This window comes from Alkalihalobacillus alcalophilus ATCC 27647 = CGMCC 1.3604, assembly GCF_000292245.2.
Classification (GTDB): Bacteria; Bacillota; Bacilli; order Bacillales; family Bacillaceae_D; genus Alkalihalobacillus; species Alkalihalobacillus alcalophilus.
The window spans coordinates 1-15,123 of record NZ_ALPT02000093.1; the positions used below are offsets into that span (position 1 = coordinate 1).

General features: G+C 37.2%; 15 protein-coding genes and 1 pseudogene. 4 read left to right on the forward strand and 12 right to left on the reverse strand.

Annotated elements, in window-relative coordinates:
• From BALCAV_RS18040 to BALCAV_RS18070, 7 genes and pseudogenes are all read right to left on the reverse strand, one after another.
• Positions 1-830: pseudogene (locus BALCAV_RS18040) on the reverse strand (RNA-guided endonuclease TnpB family protein); the annotation flags it as partial.
• A gap of 215 nt (positions 831-1,045) precedes the next feature.
• Entirely contained in the window at positions 1,046-1,471 is a 426-nt protein-coding gene (locus tag BALCAV_RS18045) for a Fur family transcriptional regulator (RefSeq protein ID WP_003323423.1), read from the reverse strand.
• A gap of 20 nt (positions 1,472-1,491) precedes the next feature.
• Positions 1,492-2,337: a metal ABC transporter permease gene (locus BALCAV_RS18050; protein ID WP_003323422.1), complete on the reverse strand. Its 846-nt coding sequence runs from the start codon at positions 2,335-2,337 to the stop codon at positions 1,492-1,494.
• Positions 2,338-2,418: 81 nt separating this feature from the next.
• Positions 2,419-3,285 (reverse strand): metal ABC transporter permease, encoded by an 867-nt coding sequence (locus BALCAV_RS18055; RefSeq protein ID WP_003323421.1) that lies wholly within the window; start codon positions 3,283-3,285, stop codon positions 2,419-2,421.
• Position 3,286: 1 nt separating this feature from the next.
• On the reverse strand, positions 3,287-4,063 hold the full coding sequence (locus tag BALCAV_RS18060) for a metal ABC transporter ATP-binding protein (RefSeq protein WP_003323420.1): 777 nt from the start codon (positions 4,061-4,063) through the stop codon (positions 3,287-3,289).
• 223 nt (positions 4,064-4,286) lie between these two features.
• Positions 4,287-4,988 carry a lytic transglycosylase domain-containing protein gene (locus BALCAV_RS18065; protein ID WP_003323418.1) on the reverse strand — a complete coding sequence of 234 codons (702 nt, stop codon included), beginning with the start codon at positions 4,986-4,988 and terminating at the stop codon, positions 4,287-4,289.
• 329 nt (positions 4,989-5,317) lie between these two features.
• On the reverse strand, positions 5,318-6,442 hold the full coding sequence (locus tag BALCAV_RS18070; protein ID WP_003323417.1) for a sensor histidine kinase: 1,125 nt from the start codon (positions 6,440-6,442) through the stop codon (positions 5,318-5,320).
• Positions 6,443-6,640: 198 nt separating this feature from the next.
• On the opposite strand from BALCAV_RS18070, the gene BALCAV_RS18075 reads away from it, so the two are divergent.
• Complete coding sequence (locus BALCAV_RS18075; RefSeq protein ID WP_003323416.1) at positions 6,641-6,904, forward strand: DUF2624 family protein; 264 nt, start codon at positions 6,641-6,643, stop codon at positions 6,902-6,904.
• Between the two features lie 93 nt (positions 6,905-6,997).
• On the opposite strand, the gene BALCAV_RS18080 is transcribed toward BALCAV_RS18075, so the two are convergent.
• Both BALCAV_RS18080 and BALCAV_RS18085 read right to left on the reverse strand, forming a co-directional pair.
• A complete protein-coding gene (locus tag BALCAV_RS18080) occupies positions 6,998-7,891 on the reverse strand; it encodes a deoxyribonuclease IV (RefSeq protein ID WP_003323415.1) in 894 nt (297 codons plus the stop codon).
• 27 nt (positions 7,892-7,918) lie between these two features.
• Positions 7,919-9,283, reverse strand: coding sequence for a DEAD/DEAH box helicase (locus BALCAV_RS18085; RefSeq protein ID WP_003323414.1), 1,365 nt, complete (start codon positions 9,281-9,283; stop codon positions 7,919-7,921).
• A gap of 168 nt (positions 9,284-9,451) precedes the next feature.
• On the opposite strand from BALCAV_RS18085, the gene vrrA reads away from it, so the two are divergent.
• From vrrA to BALCAV_RS18100, 3 genes are all read left to right on the forward strand, one after another.
• Complete coding sequence (gene vrrA / locus BALCAV_RS21325; protein ID WP_003323413.1) at positions 9,452-10,135, forward strand: VrrA/YqfQ family protein; 684 nt, start codon at positions 9,452-9,454, stop codon at positions 10,133-10,135.
• 107 nt (positions 10,136-10,242) lie between these two features.
• Entirely contained in the window at positions 10,243-10,737 is a 495-nt protein-coding gene (locus BALCAV_RS18095) for a CarD family transcriptional regulator (RefSeq protein WP_003323412.1), read from the forward strand.
• Between the two features lie 153 nt (positions 10,738-10,890).
• Positions 10,891-11,835 (forward strand): 4-hydroxy-3-methylbut-2-enyl diphosphate reductase, encoded by a 945-nt coding sequence (locus BALCAV_RS18100; RefSeq protein WP_003323411.1) that lies wholly within the window; start codon positions 10,891-10,893, stop codon positions 11,833-11,835.
• 448 nt (positions 11,836-12,283) lie between these two features.
• Here BALCAV_RS18100 and BALCAV_RS18105 read toward each other — a convergent pair whose 3' ends face one another.
• From BALCAV_RS18105 to cccA, 3 genes are all read right to left on the reverse strand, one after another.
• Complete coding sequence (locus BALCAV_RS18105; RefSeq protein ID WP_003323410.1) at positions 12,284-13,405, reverse strand: Nif3-like dinuclear metal center hexameric protein; 1,122 nt, start codon at positions 13,403-13,405, stop codon at positions 12,284-12,286.
• A complete protein-coding gene (locus BALCAV_RS18110) occupies positions 13,402-14,112 on the reverse strand; it encodes a tRNA (adenine(22)-N(1))-methyltransferase (RefSeq protein ID WP_003323408.1) in 711 nt (236 codons plus the stop codon). Before BALCAV_RS18110 ends, BALCAV_RS18105 begins: the two co-directional genes overlap by 4 nt.
• Positions 14,113-14,277: 165 nt before the next feature.
• Positions 14,278-14,649, reverse strand: coding sequence for a cytochrome c550 (gene cccA, locus BALCAV_RS18115; protein WP_003323407.1), 372 nt, complete (start codon positions 14,647-14,649; stop codon positions 14,278-14,280).
• Between the last annotated feature and the right edge of the window lie 474 nt (positions 14,650-15,123).

The window sequence follows — 15,123 nt, forward strand, 5'->3', positions numbered from 1 at the left end:
CGATACAGATAACATCGTGGTTTTTGATGAGGTCTGTACTTAGTTTGTGAAGGAAATCGTCACGTTGGTTCATTACTCTTTCGTGTAATCTAGCAACTCTACGTTTTTGTTTCTGATAGTTTTTGGCATCAAGAAGGTTCATACCATTGTTTTTAGCATTTAACGCACGTCTTGAAAGTTTTCGTTGCTCACGTCTTAATTTCTTTTCCATTTTGGCTGTGAACGTATGATTGTCCATCTTGTGACCATCCGAAAAAACCGCAAAATCCTTGATGCCTAAATCTATACCGATAGATGATTCCGTTTTCTTCAAGGGCTGTACGTCTGTTTTGACTACAATGGATACAAAGAACGTTCCGCTTGGATTTCGTCTGACTGTAGCGCTCAAAATACGTCCTTCAACCTCACGACTTTTGGCCAAGCGAACAAGACCCAGTTTCGGCAATTTAATTTTGTTGTCTACTATGGCAATGTTGCTATTTGTTTCTTTCGTGGTGTAGGATTGTACCGGATTCTTTTTAGACTTGAAGCGTGGCGCTTTATTTTGTTTCTTGAAGAATCGAGTATAGGAATCAGCAAGGTTTTTTCAGGGAGGATTGAAGGGCAATGCTGTCCACTTCTTTTAGCCATACGAATTCCTTTTTTAGTTGCGTTAATTCAGCCGAACAAGCATTGTAAGTTAATCCTTTGCCTGTTTCTTGGTAGGTATCGTTCCATTGCCCTAAAAAGCGATTAAAGACAAAACGAGAACAGCCGATGGTTTTAGCAATGAAGATTTCCTGTTCTTTGCTTGGATAGAGACGAAATTTGTACGCTTTGTTGATGAGCATTGTTTTCACCCCCCAATAGGAATATATGTTCTTATTATACCCTAACAAGAATCTCTTTGGCTACCGCCAACCGCCATTCATCTCCCCCTTATCGTTGGGCTTCTCCCTTCACACGATTGAAGAGGGAGTCTTCTGTCGGGAAATGATAAAACGGAAGGCTGAGGTCATGAACATAACCTTAGTCCTTCCGTTTTTACTTTCACTTATTAAGCTAGCTACTGCTGACACTGCCCACATTTTCCATAAATCTCAAATTTATGACCAGTTACTTCAAAATCAGAAAACGGAGCCTGTGCCTGGAGCTGAAGTCCATCCATTGGACAATTTTGTATATGGGCCGTTTTACCACAATCCAAACAAATTAAGTGATGATGATGATGCTGGGTCGAGCAACGAAATCGGAAACGTTTTTCTCCTTCTAATTCTGTCGTTTCCAATATATCTAAATCCGTAAAAAGAGATAAATTCCGATAAATGGTGTCAAAACTTAACCCTGGATAATAATCATTCATTGCCTCTAAAACATCTTTTGCCGAAATATAACGCTTTTCATCTGAAAACAAGCGAAGCATCTCTTCCCTTTTACCTGTATGCTTATATCCCTTTTCCTTCAAACGATTCATCGCTTCATTAATATCCAATTAAATCCCTCCTAGCTCAATCACCGATGCACCTTAACAGCACTTTTTTGTTTCGTTATAAAGAGTACTACTAATAATATCACTAAAGCACTAACGACAATTGTACCACCTGTCGCCAATTGGAAATGATAAGCAAAATAAATACCTGAGAATACCGCTGCCTGAGCAAATAAAATACCGTAAGCCATCAATTGTTTGAAGCTTTTAGTAAATTGAATACTTGTTGCAACTGGTATGACAATCAAAGCCCCTACGAGTAAAATTCCAACAACCTTCATCGAAATGGAAATCACTAAGGCTACAAGTACCGAAAAAATAAAATTACTTAACTTTACAGAAACACCTGATACTTTCGCGTGCTCTAAATCAAAAGAGATCGAAATAAATTCCTTGTAAAATAGCACAACAATTAATAAAATGCTCATAGCTGCTAAAATTATAAAATGTAAGTCAGCTGCTGTTACACTCACAATGCTCCCAAATAAGTAAGCATACCATTCTTGAGTGCTATTTGTTGATAAACTTATAAAAATGGCACTTAACCCTATCCCCGAAGACAAGATAATTGGAATGGCTAACTCCTGAAAATGGGGATAAACCTGCCTAAGTTTTTCAATTAATAAAGAACCGACTAAAGCAAAAACGACCCCCATATACATTGGGTTTAAATCAGCAAACCAAATCGATGTCCCACCAAGGAGTGCGCCTGCCGAAATTCCTGTTAATGTAATATGAGATAATGACTCCGATATAATCGAAACTCTTCTCACTAACAAAAAAGCTCCAATGATCGGGCAAATTAAGGCGATAATAACTCCTGCGATTACACCTCGTTCTATAAAATTTAATTGATAAATCCATTCCATTTTTTTGACTCCTATAAACATTATCTTATCAATGTTTGTTCTTAATTTAAACCATTTCTTGATTCATCATTTGACGCTAACTCAAACACCTCTTACCATTTTCCCTTGTACACCTTTTCCTAATCTAAACTTATGAATAAAAACGGAGATCAGAAAAATAAAGACAGCGATCAAAACAATCGTCCCTCCAGGTGCTAAGTCTAGTTGAAAAGCAAGCATTAACCCTCCAATAACCGAGATTTGCGAAAAAATAACCGAATAAACAAACATCTGTTTAAACCCTCTCGCAAACCTCATGGCAGCAGCTACCGGTAAGGTCATTAGCGAGGACACAAGTAAAATTCCAACGACCCTCATCGAAACGGCTATCACTAAGGCAACAATGATAATAAATAAAATGTGAAAAAAACGACGATTCAAACCACTAACAACAGCTTGTTCCTCATCAAAAGACAAAAAGAATAATTCTTTATAAAATAAAATAAGGACAATCAAAACAATAATAGAAATGAACAGAATCGTCCAAACATCTGAACGACTAACGGCAATCACACTGCCAAAAAGATAATTAAATAAATCATTATTAAAACCATCCGCTAATGAAATAAATAATACACCAAGTCCTATACCGGCAGATAGAATAATTGGTATCGCTACTTCCTTATAAGAGACGTACGCAGAACGGAGCTTCTCAATTAATAAAGCCCCACCAACCGAAAAAGCCATCCCCATATAAAGCGGGTTTAACATTTGAAAAAAAGCAAAATAATTTCCTAAAAGTAAACTAGCCGCAATCCCTGACAACGTTATATGTGATAGGGCATCCGCGATTAAGGATAACCTACGAACTACGAGAAAAACACCTAATATTGGCGCTAAAAAACCGACCATGATTCCAGCCAGTAATGCATTTTGTAAAAACTCATACCGCAAAAAAGCTTCTAACATCTTAATGTCCCCCGTGGTTATGAGTAATCATATGAACATCATGACCATAAATACTTGATAAATCAGGATTGGAGACAAACTCATTCGAATTCCCATGAAAATGGAGGGTTTTATTTAAACAAGCAACATCTGTCACATAATCTGTCATTGCTCCCATATCATGAGTGATAAGTAAAAGTGTCATATCCTTCTCTTGATTTAATTTCTTTAACATCGTATAAAACTGCTGAACACTTTGAACATCAACCCCAACTGTTGGTTCATCTAAAATCAGCAATTCTGGATCACTTACTAGTGCACGTGCGATAAAAACACGCTGCTGTTGCCCACCAGAAAGTTGACCAATATTTTGGTGGATATATTTTTCCATGCCTACGCTCGTAATCGCTTCGACTACTTTTCTTTTATGGTGTTTATTTAAAAACCGAAACAAGCCTATTTTTCCAAATAACCCCATCGATACAACTTCAAATACAGTAGCTGGGAACCCACTATTAAAACTATTCGCTTTTTGCGAAACAAAGCCAATTTTATCCCATTGTTGAAATTTTTCAATTCTTTCTCCAAACAACCGTACTTTCCCATTTTGTGGTTTTAACAAACCTAAAATAATTTTAATTAAAGTTGATTTACCAGACCCATTCGGGCCAACAAGACCTAAAAATGAGCCTTTTTCAATTTTCATTGAGATATTTTCTAAAACATTTTGTTGTCCATAACGAAATGAAACAGATTCTATATCAATCGGGGCATATACTTCCGTTTTTTTCTGACTCACTAAAAAGCCTCCTCATTAGATTACCTTTAAGAATGATTCCGATTTACAATCCCTATATATTATAATGGATCTAAACGCCCATTCCAACTAAATAAATTTATTTTTTGTTAAAACCGCACAAAAAACCACAAAAGGATTAACCTTTTGCGGTCTATTCTCTCAATGATTCCCTAAAAGATTGTGTAAGCTGAGATTAAGTTCATGTCATACTACCACAAATAGGTTAATCATTAAAGACGACTTGCTCAAATTGATTGGCATTATCTTGAATTTCAACGGCATACCAACTTTCAGCATGACCATTTTCTTTAATATAAGCCTCTAATCCATACATTCCGCGATGATAAGCAGTTAACGCATAGTCCCAGTTTTCATAACGGTCATATAAAAAGCTTAAATATTCAATCGATAATTGTATCGAAAATAACGGATCAAATAATAATTCATCTTTATATTCAAGTCCTGCCATCTCCGCAATCCAAGGAGCTGTATTTTTCATAAACTGTGCCATACCATAAGCTCTTCCATATTTCGTTTCAGGGCCAACTAAATTTGGATCAAACGTATCACCTGTCTCTGTACGTAAAAGCTCGTACACAATATAAGGGTCAATTTCTTTTTGCTGGGCCACTTCCCCTAAAAATAAACCCCATTCCATTTCAAATTTCCCATCACTATCTTCATAAAATTGCTCCGCTAATTCTTTTGACTGTACCCAAGAGTGGTAATCGAGCACAATGTTTGATTCCACTGGTTGAGTGGCAAAATACTGCCTCATTTCAGCCATTTCTTGTTCCATTTGTAATTCTTCTTTTTTTACTTCTGCTTGATATATTCTATCTTTAAGTTGTTTATTTTGAACAACGAAAAATCCGATTATCACTATAAATAATAGCGTTGAGCCAATTACTATTTTTAATTTCAAAAAAAATCTCCTCCAATTAAAGCAGGTATTTATTCATATAACGCTACTTATCATACAAAAAGACTAGTTCTTTCTCAACCGTTAATATCGGCTTTTTCTAAGATAATCGATTGATATTTAGGTTCTAAGCAAAACAAACAAATCTTTTCTAAACAAATCCCCTCCGTTTCCTTCCATATGCTCTTAATATCTCAATTTTCAGTGGGAATTTTTCTCTTAATATGTGAAGCCTTCCTTTTATTTGGTTAATTATAGAATCTATACAAATAAGCCGAAAAGCTCAACATGTCTCTTCGGCAAATATTGTTTAGGTGTTTAAACAAAAAAGATTAGTGCTCAATCAATGGAATCGTTAAAATCACGGTCGTCCCAACATTAAAAGTACTTTCAATTTTAAAGCTACCGCCGTGGTGTTCAATCATTTTTTTACATAACGGTATTCCAATACCCGTGCCTGTTTCTTTAGTTGTAAAAAAAGGCTTTCCTAATTGTTGCAACACTTCTTTTGGCATACCCTTTCCGTTATCCTTAACAAATATGATGTAATGACCATTTTCAATTAACGTTCTAATCTCAAATGTCCGATTATTATTCGACTTCCCAAATGCTTCAATTGAATTTCGGAGCAAATTTAACATAATTTGTTTAATAATTGATTCATTGACATTAATGAATTGAGATGTTTCTTTTAAATGCATCGAAAACTCCACATTGTGTAACAGACATTCGGCTTTCATAATTTCGACTAAAGACTTCATAATGTGCATGGGTGATTGAAGTTTGCGTTCCATTTTCCTGCGTGATACCGATAAAAAATCCTCGATAATGACATTCATACGATTTAATTCAGCTAAAATTGTATCATAATATTTCTGATATTCATTTGTTAATTGAGCTAATTGAAAAAATCCTTTAATCACAGAAAGTGGATTTCTCAATTCATGAGCCACACCTGCTGCAATATGTGACACAGCCTCCATTTGATGATGAAAAGTTAATAAGTTCTCAAATTGTTTTTGTAAAGAACGATCTTCTAACAAAATATAAATAGCATTTGCTTCCGAAAGTGGCAAGGCACGCAAATGAATGAGCGATTCTTTATCCTCAAAGGTCGTCAACTCTACTTTTCCCGTCCGTAAAGATTGATTCATTAAGTCAAAAATTCGCTCCATGACAAACGATTGGTCAGCCAAATGATCAAGTCGCTCATAAATTAATTCGGATTTTGTCACATCAACGACATCCAAAAACATTTGGTTCCACTTCTTTATATGATATTGAGTGTCAACTTTTATAAATGGTACCCCAATTTCTTCTATATACAACAAGTTGTCGGTTTTGTCCATTTCCCAGATTTCATGTGGAGGGTATGGGTATTTCTCTGATGTTGGTTCATCCACCGCTCGGTTACTGCCTTTAGGGGCAACTTGACTATACATATGTTGATTTTCCATAAAGAGGCCTCTCCCCTTAATCTCTTCTTCCTGGATTTATAAAAATATGTCACACTAAAAAAATTAAAATAAATTGGCAATTTCTTCTCATTCTGAACTATTCGAGATAAATAGAATGATATCCTTTTTTTATTCACATTTTTATTTTCACGTCATATAATAAAACATCTTGTTTTTTAAAGAGGAGGATGTATTAGCATGAATCCGATTATGCAACAACTTGTTAATCATAAGGTTAATTCATTAAGTAGCACGGAACTTCTTCAATTATCCGAGCAATATCAAATCCCTTTGAACGAACAACAAGCCAACAAAGTCATTCAAATTCTCCGTACAGAAAAAATTAATGTTGCAAACACTGAGCAAATCCACCGAATACTTAACCGTCTGCAAACCGAAGTCGATCCCTATGTCTCGAATGTCGTCCAACAACTTATGCAACAATTTAATCAATACCTATAATACCCTACGCGTTTTGTGGGCATTCTACTCGTTCCATTTTGGAAATCAAAAAAAGCTACTGAGAACACCCAGTAGCTTTACCCTTTTTATTGTTTATTGAAACATTTTATTTCGAAAATCTTCATCAAATTTTCCAGCACGTAACATTTCAATTTCAAATTTATAAGGTGCTTTTTTATTTTTCTTATCCTCACCAACAAAAGGCGTCTCTAAAATTTTTGGTACATCTGTTAATTGTGGGTGATGAACAATTTTGTGAAGGGCATCAAAACCAATATGACCGAAACCGATGTTTTCATGGCGATCTTTTGCCGCTCCTTGAACATTTTTACTATCATTAATATGAAGCACTTTTATTCGATCGACTCCAATGATTTTATCAAATTCGTTCAAAACACTATCAAAATCTTCACTAATTGTATAGCCTGCATCATGAGTATGACAAGTATCAAAACATACCGACAAACGATCATTTCTTTTTACTCCATCAAAAATACGAGCTAATTCTTCAAAACTCCGCCCACATTCCGAACCTTTCCCTGCCATCGTCTCTAAAGCGATTTGTACAGGACCACCCTCTGTTAACACTTCATTTAAGCCTTCAATAATTTTATCAATTCCTGCATCTACTCCAGCTTGAACATGTGCCCCAGGATGAAGCACGATTTGCTTTGAGCCCAATGCCTCGGTGCGTTCAATTTCTGAACGAAGGAAGTTTACTCCTAACTCAAATGTTTCAGGTTTGACAGAGTTGCCGATATTAATAATGTACGGGGCATGGACGACGATATCGGACATGCCATGCTCTTGCATATGAGCAAGGCCGGCCTCTATATTTAATTCCTCAATCGGTTTACGACGTGTATTTTGCGGAGCACCCGTATAAATCATAAATGTATTTGCTCCATAGGATAACGCTTCTTCACTAGCTCCAAGTAGCATTTTTTTACCATTCATCGATACATGAGAACCTAACTTTATCGTCATCTCTATCTCTCCTTCTAAATCACTCGCTTATTTCTTTTTCTTTGAAATTCTTCTTTGACGCTGATCTTCTTTTTCCTTTTTAAAACGAGCTTTTTTCTTATAGGCTGGTTTTACTTTTTTCGGTTTTGCTTTTGCTTTTCCGCCTGTGTTGACTACCGTTTTCTTCTCTTTTCTTTTCTGCGATGTTTCCGTTTCTGGACCTTTACGCTTAGGAGCCCGTTTCCCTGGCACACCTAAAGGTGGTTTATCAAGCTTTGTCCATTCACCTTTTTTGAAATCATAATAGGTAAAAGTGATTCCTTTTCCAATTAATTTTTCAACAGCTTGTTGATCAGCTAGATCATAAATCGTGTAGGCAATACCTTCTGCCCCTGCACGACCTGTCCGACCCACACGATGAATATAAAAATCAAGGTCGTTTGGTAAAGAGTAATTAATAATATGACTGACACCTTTAATATCAATCCCTCGTGCTGCTAAATCAGTTGCGACAAGGTACTGAAATTTCAAGTCATTCACTTGTCTCATCACTTGTTTACGTTCACGTGGCTGTAACCCTCCGTGCAAACGTCCTACATTAAGCCCAGCTGAAATCATTGCATTTGTTACTTCATCCGCTTCTTCCTTTGTACTTGTGAAAACAATCGCAAAATAAGGATTAAACGATTCTGCTAATTCTGCTACAAAAGAAAGTTTATCACGATGTCTTAAGGCTACAATCCGATGCTCAATTGTCGTTGCAGTCACATGCTTTGGTTCTACCTGCACATGTCTAGGGTTGTCCATATATTTATTCAAAAAGGGCTTTAATTTCTCTGGGATCGTCGCTGAGAATACAAGCATCTGTAACTTCGCTGCCATTCTTGAAGCAACTTTATCGACATCTTCAATAAAACCCATATCCAGCATTTGATCGGCTTCGTCCACAATTAAAACGGTGCCTGTATAAACATTTAAAGCATTTTCATTCATTAAGTCAGCAATACGTCCTGGTGTACCGACCACAATTTGTGGCTGTTGTTTTAACCCATCCATCGCCCGCTGTTTGTCAGTTCCTCCGACAAGTAGCTTTGCTTTCACACTTGCTGATTCTGGAGAATGATCAATTAACTTTTTTAATTCCTCAAAAAGCTGGCTAGCGAGCTCCCTTGTAGGTGCCGTAATAACAGCTTGGACTTCATCCTTTGATTCATCCAGTCTATTTAACAATGGCAGTAAAAAAGCTAATGTTTTCCCTGTTCCAGTTTGCGATTGTCCGATCACATCATGTCCATTATAAATCGCAGGAATTAAACGCTCCTGAATTTCTGTTGGCATTAAAATATTTTGCTCATCAAGCGATTCTATTAAATATGGCTTTAAATCAAAGCGCTTAAAATTATTTGATTTCATCTTTTTTCCTACTTTCATCCGTTTCTACTTTGCAATAGATTATTTTATCATACTTCTCTAATAAAAAGCGAATAATCTTCAGAACAAAAAAAGTTAAGCACTTCTTTCCACGTTTGACATACTAATAATAATAAGGAAAAGTGTATTTAGTAAAATGAGGTGAATCAATTGGATAGATTTATCGGACCTCCTTTAACATCGATCCCGATTCAGTCTACCTTGCCAATGTCGGCCTTCTCACAAATGCCTATGCATACGCCGATGATGTTTCCCGGTGCAGGAATGGGTGGCCCTATGTTAGGAGGCGGAGGATTTGCACAAGGAATGGCTGGAATGTCTAGCGCAGGAGCTGGGCGAGCAGGAGGAGGATTGTTAGCAAGACTATTTGGATTGGGTGGTGGAACGAAAGCAGCAAGTGGAGGCTTAGCGAGTGGCCTTGGCAAGGCGGCTGGAAGTTCAATTAAATTTTCTACTATACTTGATAATTCTCAACGTGTCCTAGGGCTAACCCAACAAGTGATGCCCATGGTCCGTCAATATGGGCCGATCATTCGTAACCTTCCAGCGATGTGGAGGATTATGCGCTCTAGTGACAGTGAATTAGCCGCTTTCGCAAACCAAGCAGCAGGATCAACCATTGACCTTTCAACAATAACGAACAATAACGTGACACCCTCTCCAACCCCAGCAGGTATCGGAGGAAATGATGCCTTTACAGAAAGCGTCGCCCCTTTACCCTCACAGCTATTAACCACAGCTTCTCAAGAAACAAATGGAAATGCACCCGTAACAAAACCTAGATTTAGCAACACAGCTAAGGAAGGAATTCCCTTGCCTAAATTATATGTTTAACAAAAGTAATACTTTTTAGTTGACACATAAGCATTCAGATAGTAAAATTTTTATTTTGATTTTTTTTGTGCTATAATGAAAATATTACAGGAATTGGAGGAATGCCTATGTTTAAAGTCGGTGATCACGTTGTTTATCCTTATCATGGTGCTGGTACAATTGAGGACATTGAAGAAAAGAATGTATTAGGTGAAACTCACTCTTATTATATTCTCCACTTCCCTCTTGTGGACGTAAAGCTCATGTTACCTGAGAACCGGATTGAACAGTCTGGTTTACGTAAAGTCATCGCTCAACAGGAACTAGATCATTTAGTTGAGGCTTTACAAAACGGACCTGAAAATCCACTATCAACAAGCCATTTCTCTCGAGATACAGAGAACTTATTAAAGAGCGGCAGTATTATCGATGCGGCCCATTTAATTTCTTCTCTTTCCAAAAAACAAACCGAACGTTCAAACGGACTTCATATTCAAGATCGAAATCATTTACAAAAAGCCAAACAAATGATTGCAAGCGAACTTGTCTTAATGAATGATATGACCGAGGAACAGGCGTATGAGTTTATCGATCAATCTCTTTTAGATGAGGGCTCCGCATAATTTTTTTAATTTTTATGCAATTCCCTTTCTTACAAAACAGGCATTTTCATTGTCACAGCGAACAATCTCTATTATAATATAGGACGAAACAGACAAATCCTGTTCCTTCATTTTACTTAGGGACAGGAGCTCTCATTTTTTAGGAGGCATGTCATGAATGTAGTAAAAATTTCACCCCGTGGCTATTGTTATGGGGTCGTTGATGCGATGGTGCTCGCTCGTCAAGCAGCCCAAAATTTAGATTTACCACGTCCAATTTATATTTTAGGGATGATCGTTCACAATCAGCACGTTACAGATGCTTTTGAAAACGATGGAATTTATTCTTTAGACGGTTCAAATCGTTTAGAGATTTTACAACAAGTTGATAAAGGTACCGTCATCTTTACAGCTCATGGAGTATCACCAGAAGTTCGGAAACTTGCTCAAGAAAAAGGGTTAACTGTTGTTGACGCCACTTGTCCTGATGTAACACGTACACATGATTTAATTCGTGAGAAAACAGGTGAAGGCTACCACGTCATTTATGTCGGAAAAAAGGGGCATCCTGAGCCAGAAGGAGCCATTGGAGTTGCTCCACATTCTGTTCATTTAGTTGAATCATTAGAAGATGTGGATGAATTAGAACTTGATTCAGAAAAAATCATTATTACGAACCAAACAACGATGAGTCAATGGGATGTTTCAGATATTATGAATAAAACAATGAAACGTTTCCCTCACGCACAGATACACAACGAAATATGTTTAGCCACTCAAGTAAGGCAAGAAGCTGTTGCTGAACAAGCAAAAGAATGTGATCTTGTCATTGTTGTAGGTGATCCAAAAAGTAATAACTCTAATCGACTTGCCCAAGTATCCGAGCAAATTGCTGGTACAACCGCATACCGAATCGGCGATATTACCGAGTTAAAGTTAGAATGGTTAAAAGGTGTTGAAACAGTTGGCGTAACATCTGGAGCATCAACACCAACACCGATCACAAGAGAAGTTATTAAATTTTTAGAAGGCTATGATGCCACAAACGAAGACACTTGGAAGACGGAAGGTCAAGTCAAACTTGAAAAAATCTTACCAAAAGTCCGCGTAAAAAAATAATAACTAGTTTCACTAAAACCTGTTATTGCTTAAATGCATTAGCAGGTTTTTTGCACGAGAAAATTTTTGATCGTGCCTAGCTGTTTATTTGGTTGTCATTCAGCTGTCGTTTGGTGATATTTGGCATTATCTGTACTGTAATTTGAGCTAATTTGCATTTTTATTACTTATTAAGTGTTATTCGCACCCTAATTCCTTCCAGCCTCATTTTTCATTACTTAATAATCGTTATTCGCACCCAATTTTCCCTCTACTCTACATTTCATTACTTATCCACTGTTATTCGTCCCTTAATTCTTGCCAACACCGTTTTTCATTACTAATTTGCACCGTTTAACCTTAACCCCCTCCACTCCACTCAAACACAAAAAACTTAAAGCAAGTCCCTTACCACGACTCACTTTAAGTATCATTTCCTTCATTAGCTGATGGTTGTTCATTCACTACATTAAACAAACTGAAACGGATCTGTATCAACTTTTGATCGTACCACTTCTGTTTGAACACTTTGTTCCTTTAAAAACTTTGTAAAAACTTCATGCATTCCATTAATCATTATTTTTTCGACATTGTGACCTGGGTCGACAATTTTTAAACCTTCCATCATCACATCATGGGCCATGTGATAATAAACATCGCCAGTTACAATGACGTCAGCCCCTTTAAATAAAGCTGTTTGTAAATATTTATTTCCATCACCACCAAGTACAGCGACTTTCCGAACGGTTCCTGTTAAATCACCGACAACTCGGGCCCCTTTGACCCCAAAAGCTTCCTTAACAAATTCTGCAAAATTAGCTAATGTCATCTCCTGCTCAAGTTTACCGATTCGACCTAATCCTAACACCTCACCTTTGTTATTTAGTGGATACAGATCAAAAGCAGGCTCTTCGTAAGGATGAGCTTTCATAATCGCACGGACGACACGACCTTGTAGACTTGCTGGAATAATCGATTCTATCTTCACTTCCGGAACTTCTTCTAGCTCATTTACATTGCCAATGTAAGGAGTTGTTCCTTCTTCGGGTTTAAAAGTACCAATACCTTTAGAATTGAAGGTACAGTGACTATAATTGCCGATATGACCTGCTCCTGCAGTTGCCATTGCTTCCCGGACTTGTTTTGCATGTGACTCCGGTACAAATACCACAACCTTAACGAGTTCGGTTGATTGTGTCGGTGCGAGCACTTCTGTTTCCATGAGCCTTAATGCATTGGCCATCATATCGTTTACTCCGCCTTTAACAATATCAAGATTTGTATGGGCCGCATAAATCGTTATATCATGCTTAATGGCTTTCTCAACAATTCGACCATGGGCGGTGTTCACATCAATCTTTTTTAATGGGCGAAATAATAATGGATGATGAGCGAAAATAAAATCGACATTTTGTTCAATTGCTTCATCAATGACACTTTCTAAAACATCTAGTGTTACCATCACTTTTTGGATTCGTTTATTTAACGTTCCAATCATCAAGCCATTTTTATCACCTTCAACCGCGATTGATTTTGGTGCCCATTCCTCAAAAAATTGCACTAAATGTGAAGCATGAATATAATCACTCATGATAAAGCCTCCTTTGTGATTAATATTTTTTGCTCTAATTCTTTTTTTCTTTGTTCATTACTTTCCGTTTCTTTTGCTGTTTCTAATCTCTTTAATATTTGCTGCCAATGTTTGAGCTCGTGCCCCCATTTCTTTTTGAAGATGGCAGAGCACTGCTTCATTAAAAACGGACCTAATAATAACTTTGCTTCTCTTTGTTCCTTATATAAAAATTGATCCGTCCCTTTTTCGGCAACGAGAACTTCGTAAATTTTCTCATCCTCTTCTAAAATCGCTTCATCAATTAACACCCAACCATTTTGACTTAGCCATTCTCTAATAAAAATCGCGCCAACATTCGGTTGTAAAATTAATCGCTCAACCGCCCCTAGCTTGTCCTTACCTTGTTCTAAAATCGTCTGAATCAACGCTCCACCCATTCCCGCAATTGATATGACGTTGATTTGGTCTTCCACTTCAATGACATTAAGTCCATCACCTTTACGGACTTTAATTCGGTCTGTTAATTCTGAACGTTTCACTTGCATCACAGCACTTTGGTATGGTCCTTCATTTACTTCCCCAGCTATGGCTGTTAATGTAGCATCATGTAAGGCTAAATAAGTGGGCAGATAAGCATGATCCGAACCAATATCTGCTAAGTTTGCTCCTTCAGGTACAAAATCAGCTACCTTTAATAATCTTTCTGATAAATGTCTTTCGTTCATTTTTTCACCTTTATTTTTAAATTTGACTATTGTTTTATCTTATCTAGATGTTTCCTCTCTTGCAAGTACTTCTCCTTGCAAAATCAGTGCCCAACTGAGCGTTTCCCTCCGTTAAAAGGAAACCAAAAGAAAAAGCGAGAGTCCTCTTAACTCTCGCACCTTTCTTTATTCATTTAAAGATAATAAGTATTGAGCAATCGCATCTGCTTCGATTTCATCTAATGGCATTGCTGGCATCGCACCTTGTCCATTTATAATAACATGAACAATCTCTTCTTCAGATAAATCAAGATTTGTTAAGTCTGGACCACCTGCTCCTGTAAGATCGCCACCGTGACAGCCAATACAGCTTTGTTGAGCCATTTCTTCTCCAGCTGCAACTGGATCATCAAACTCTGTTACTTCTTCTCCACCATTACCTTCAGCATCTTCTTGCATTGCTTCACGTTGATTTAAACCAACAAACGAAAGCACTGTAATTAATAATAAGCCGATAATCGCAATAACGGCGAATGGAATTAGAGGTCTTCCTTTCATTTTCTCACCCTCCTTTGTCAATAAACATCATTTCAATAATTTGACATCATATGTAGATTGCCAAGAAATACCCCTCTTATTGTACTTGAAAACTGTAACCATGAAAAGGGATTCGTGATCTTTTGCTTTTTTTGTCACTCTTTTTACGAAATTTTAAAGAAAAACATCCTTATCTTAAAGTATACCCGAAAAAACAGCAATCATTTATGAATTAAAAAGGAAACCACAAACAAAAACAGTTCAACTAGTTGGCAGAGCGAATAGAAGCTCTTAAACAAATGCCCTTGACACGTTTGAAAAGCGAGAAGTACTATCACACCAAACGGATAAACTGTGCATTAAGAAAATATTATAGACCCTCCGGCTGTCGCTCCCAAAACCATACTCCGCGTCCTGCGGGAACCTTGCGAGCCTCCTCGGCAAGCCTTGCGGGGTCTCGCTCCACGGTTTATTCCCGCGGGAGTCTCCGTATGG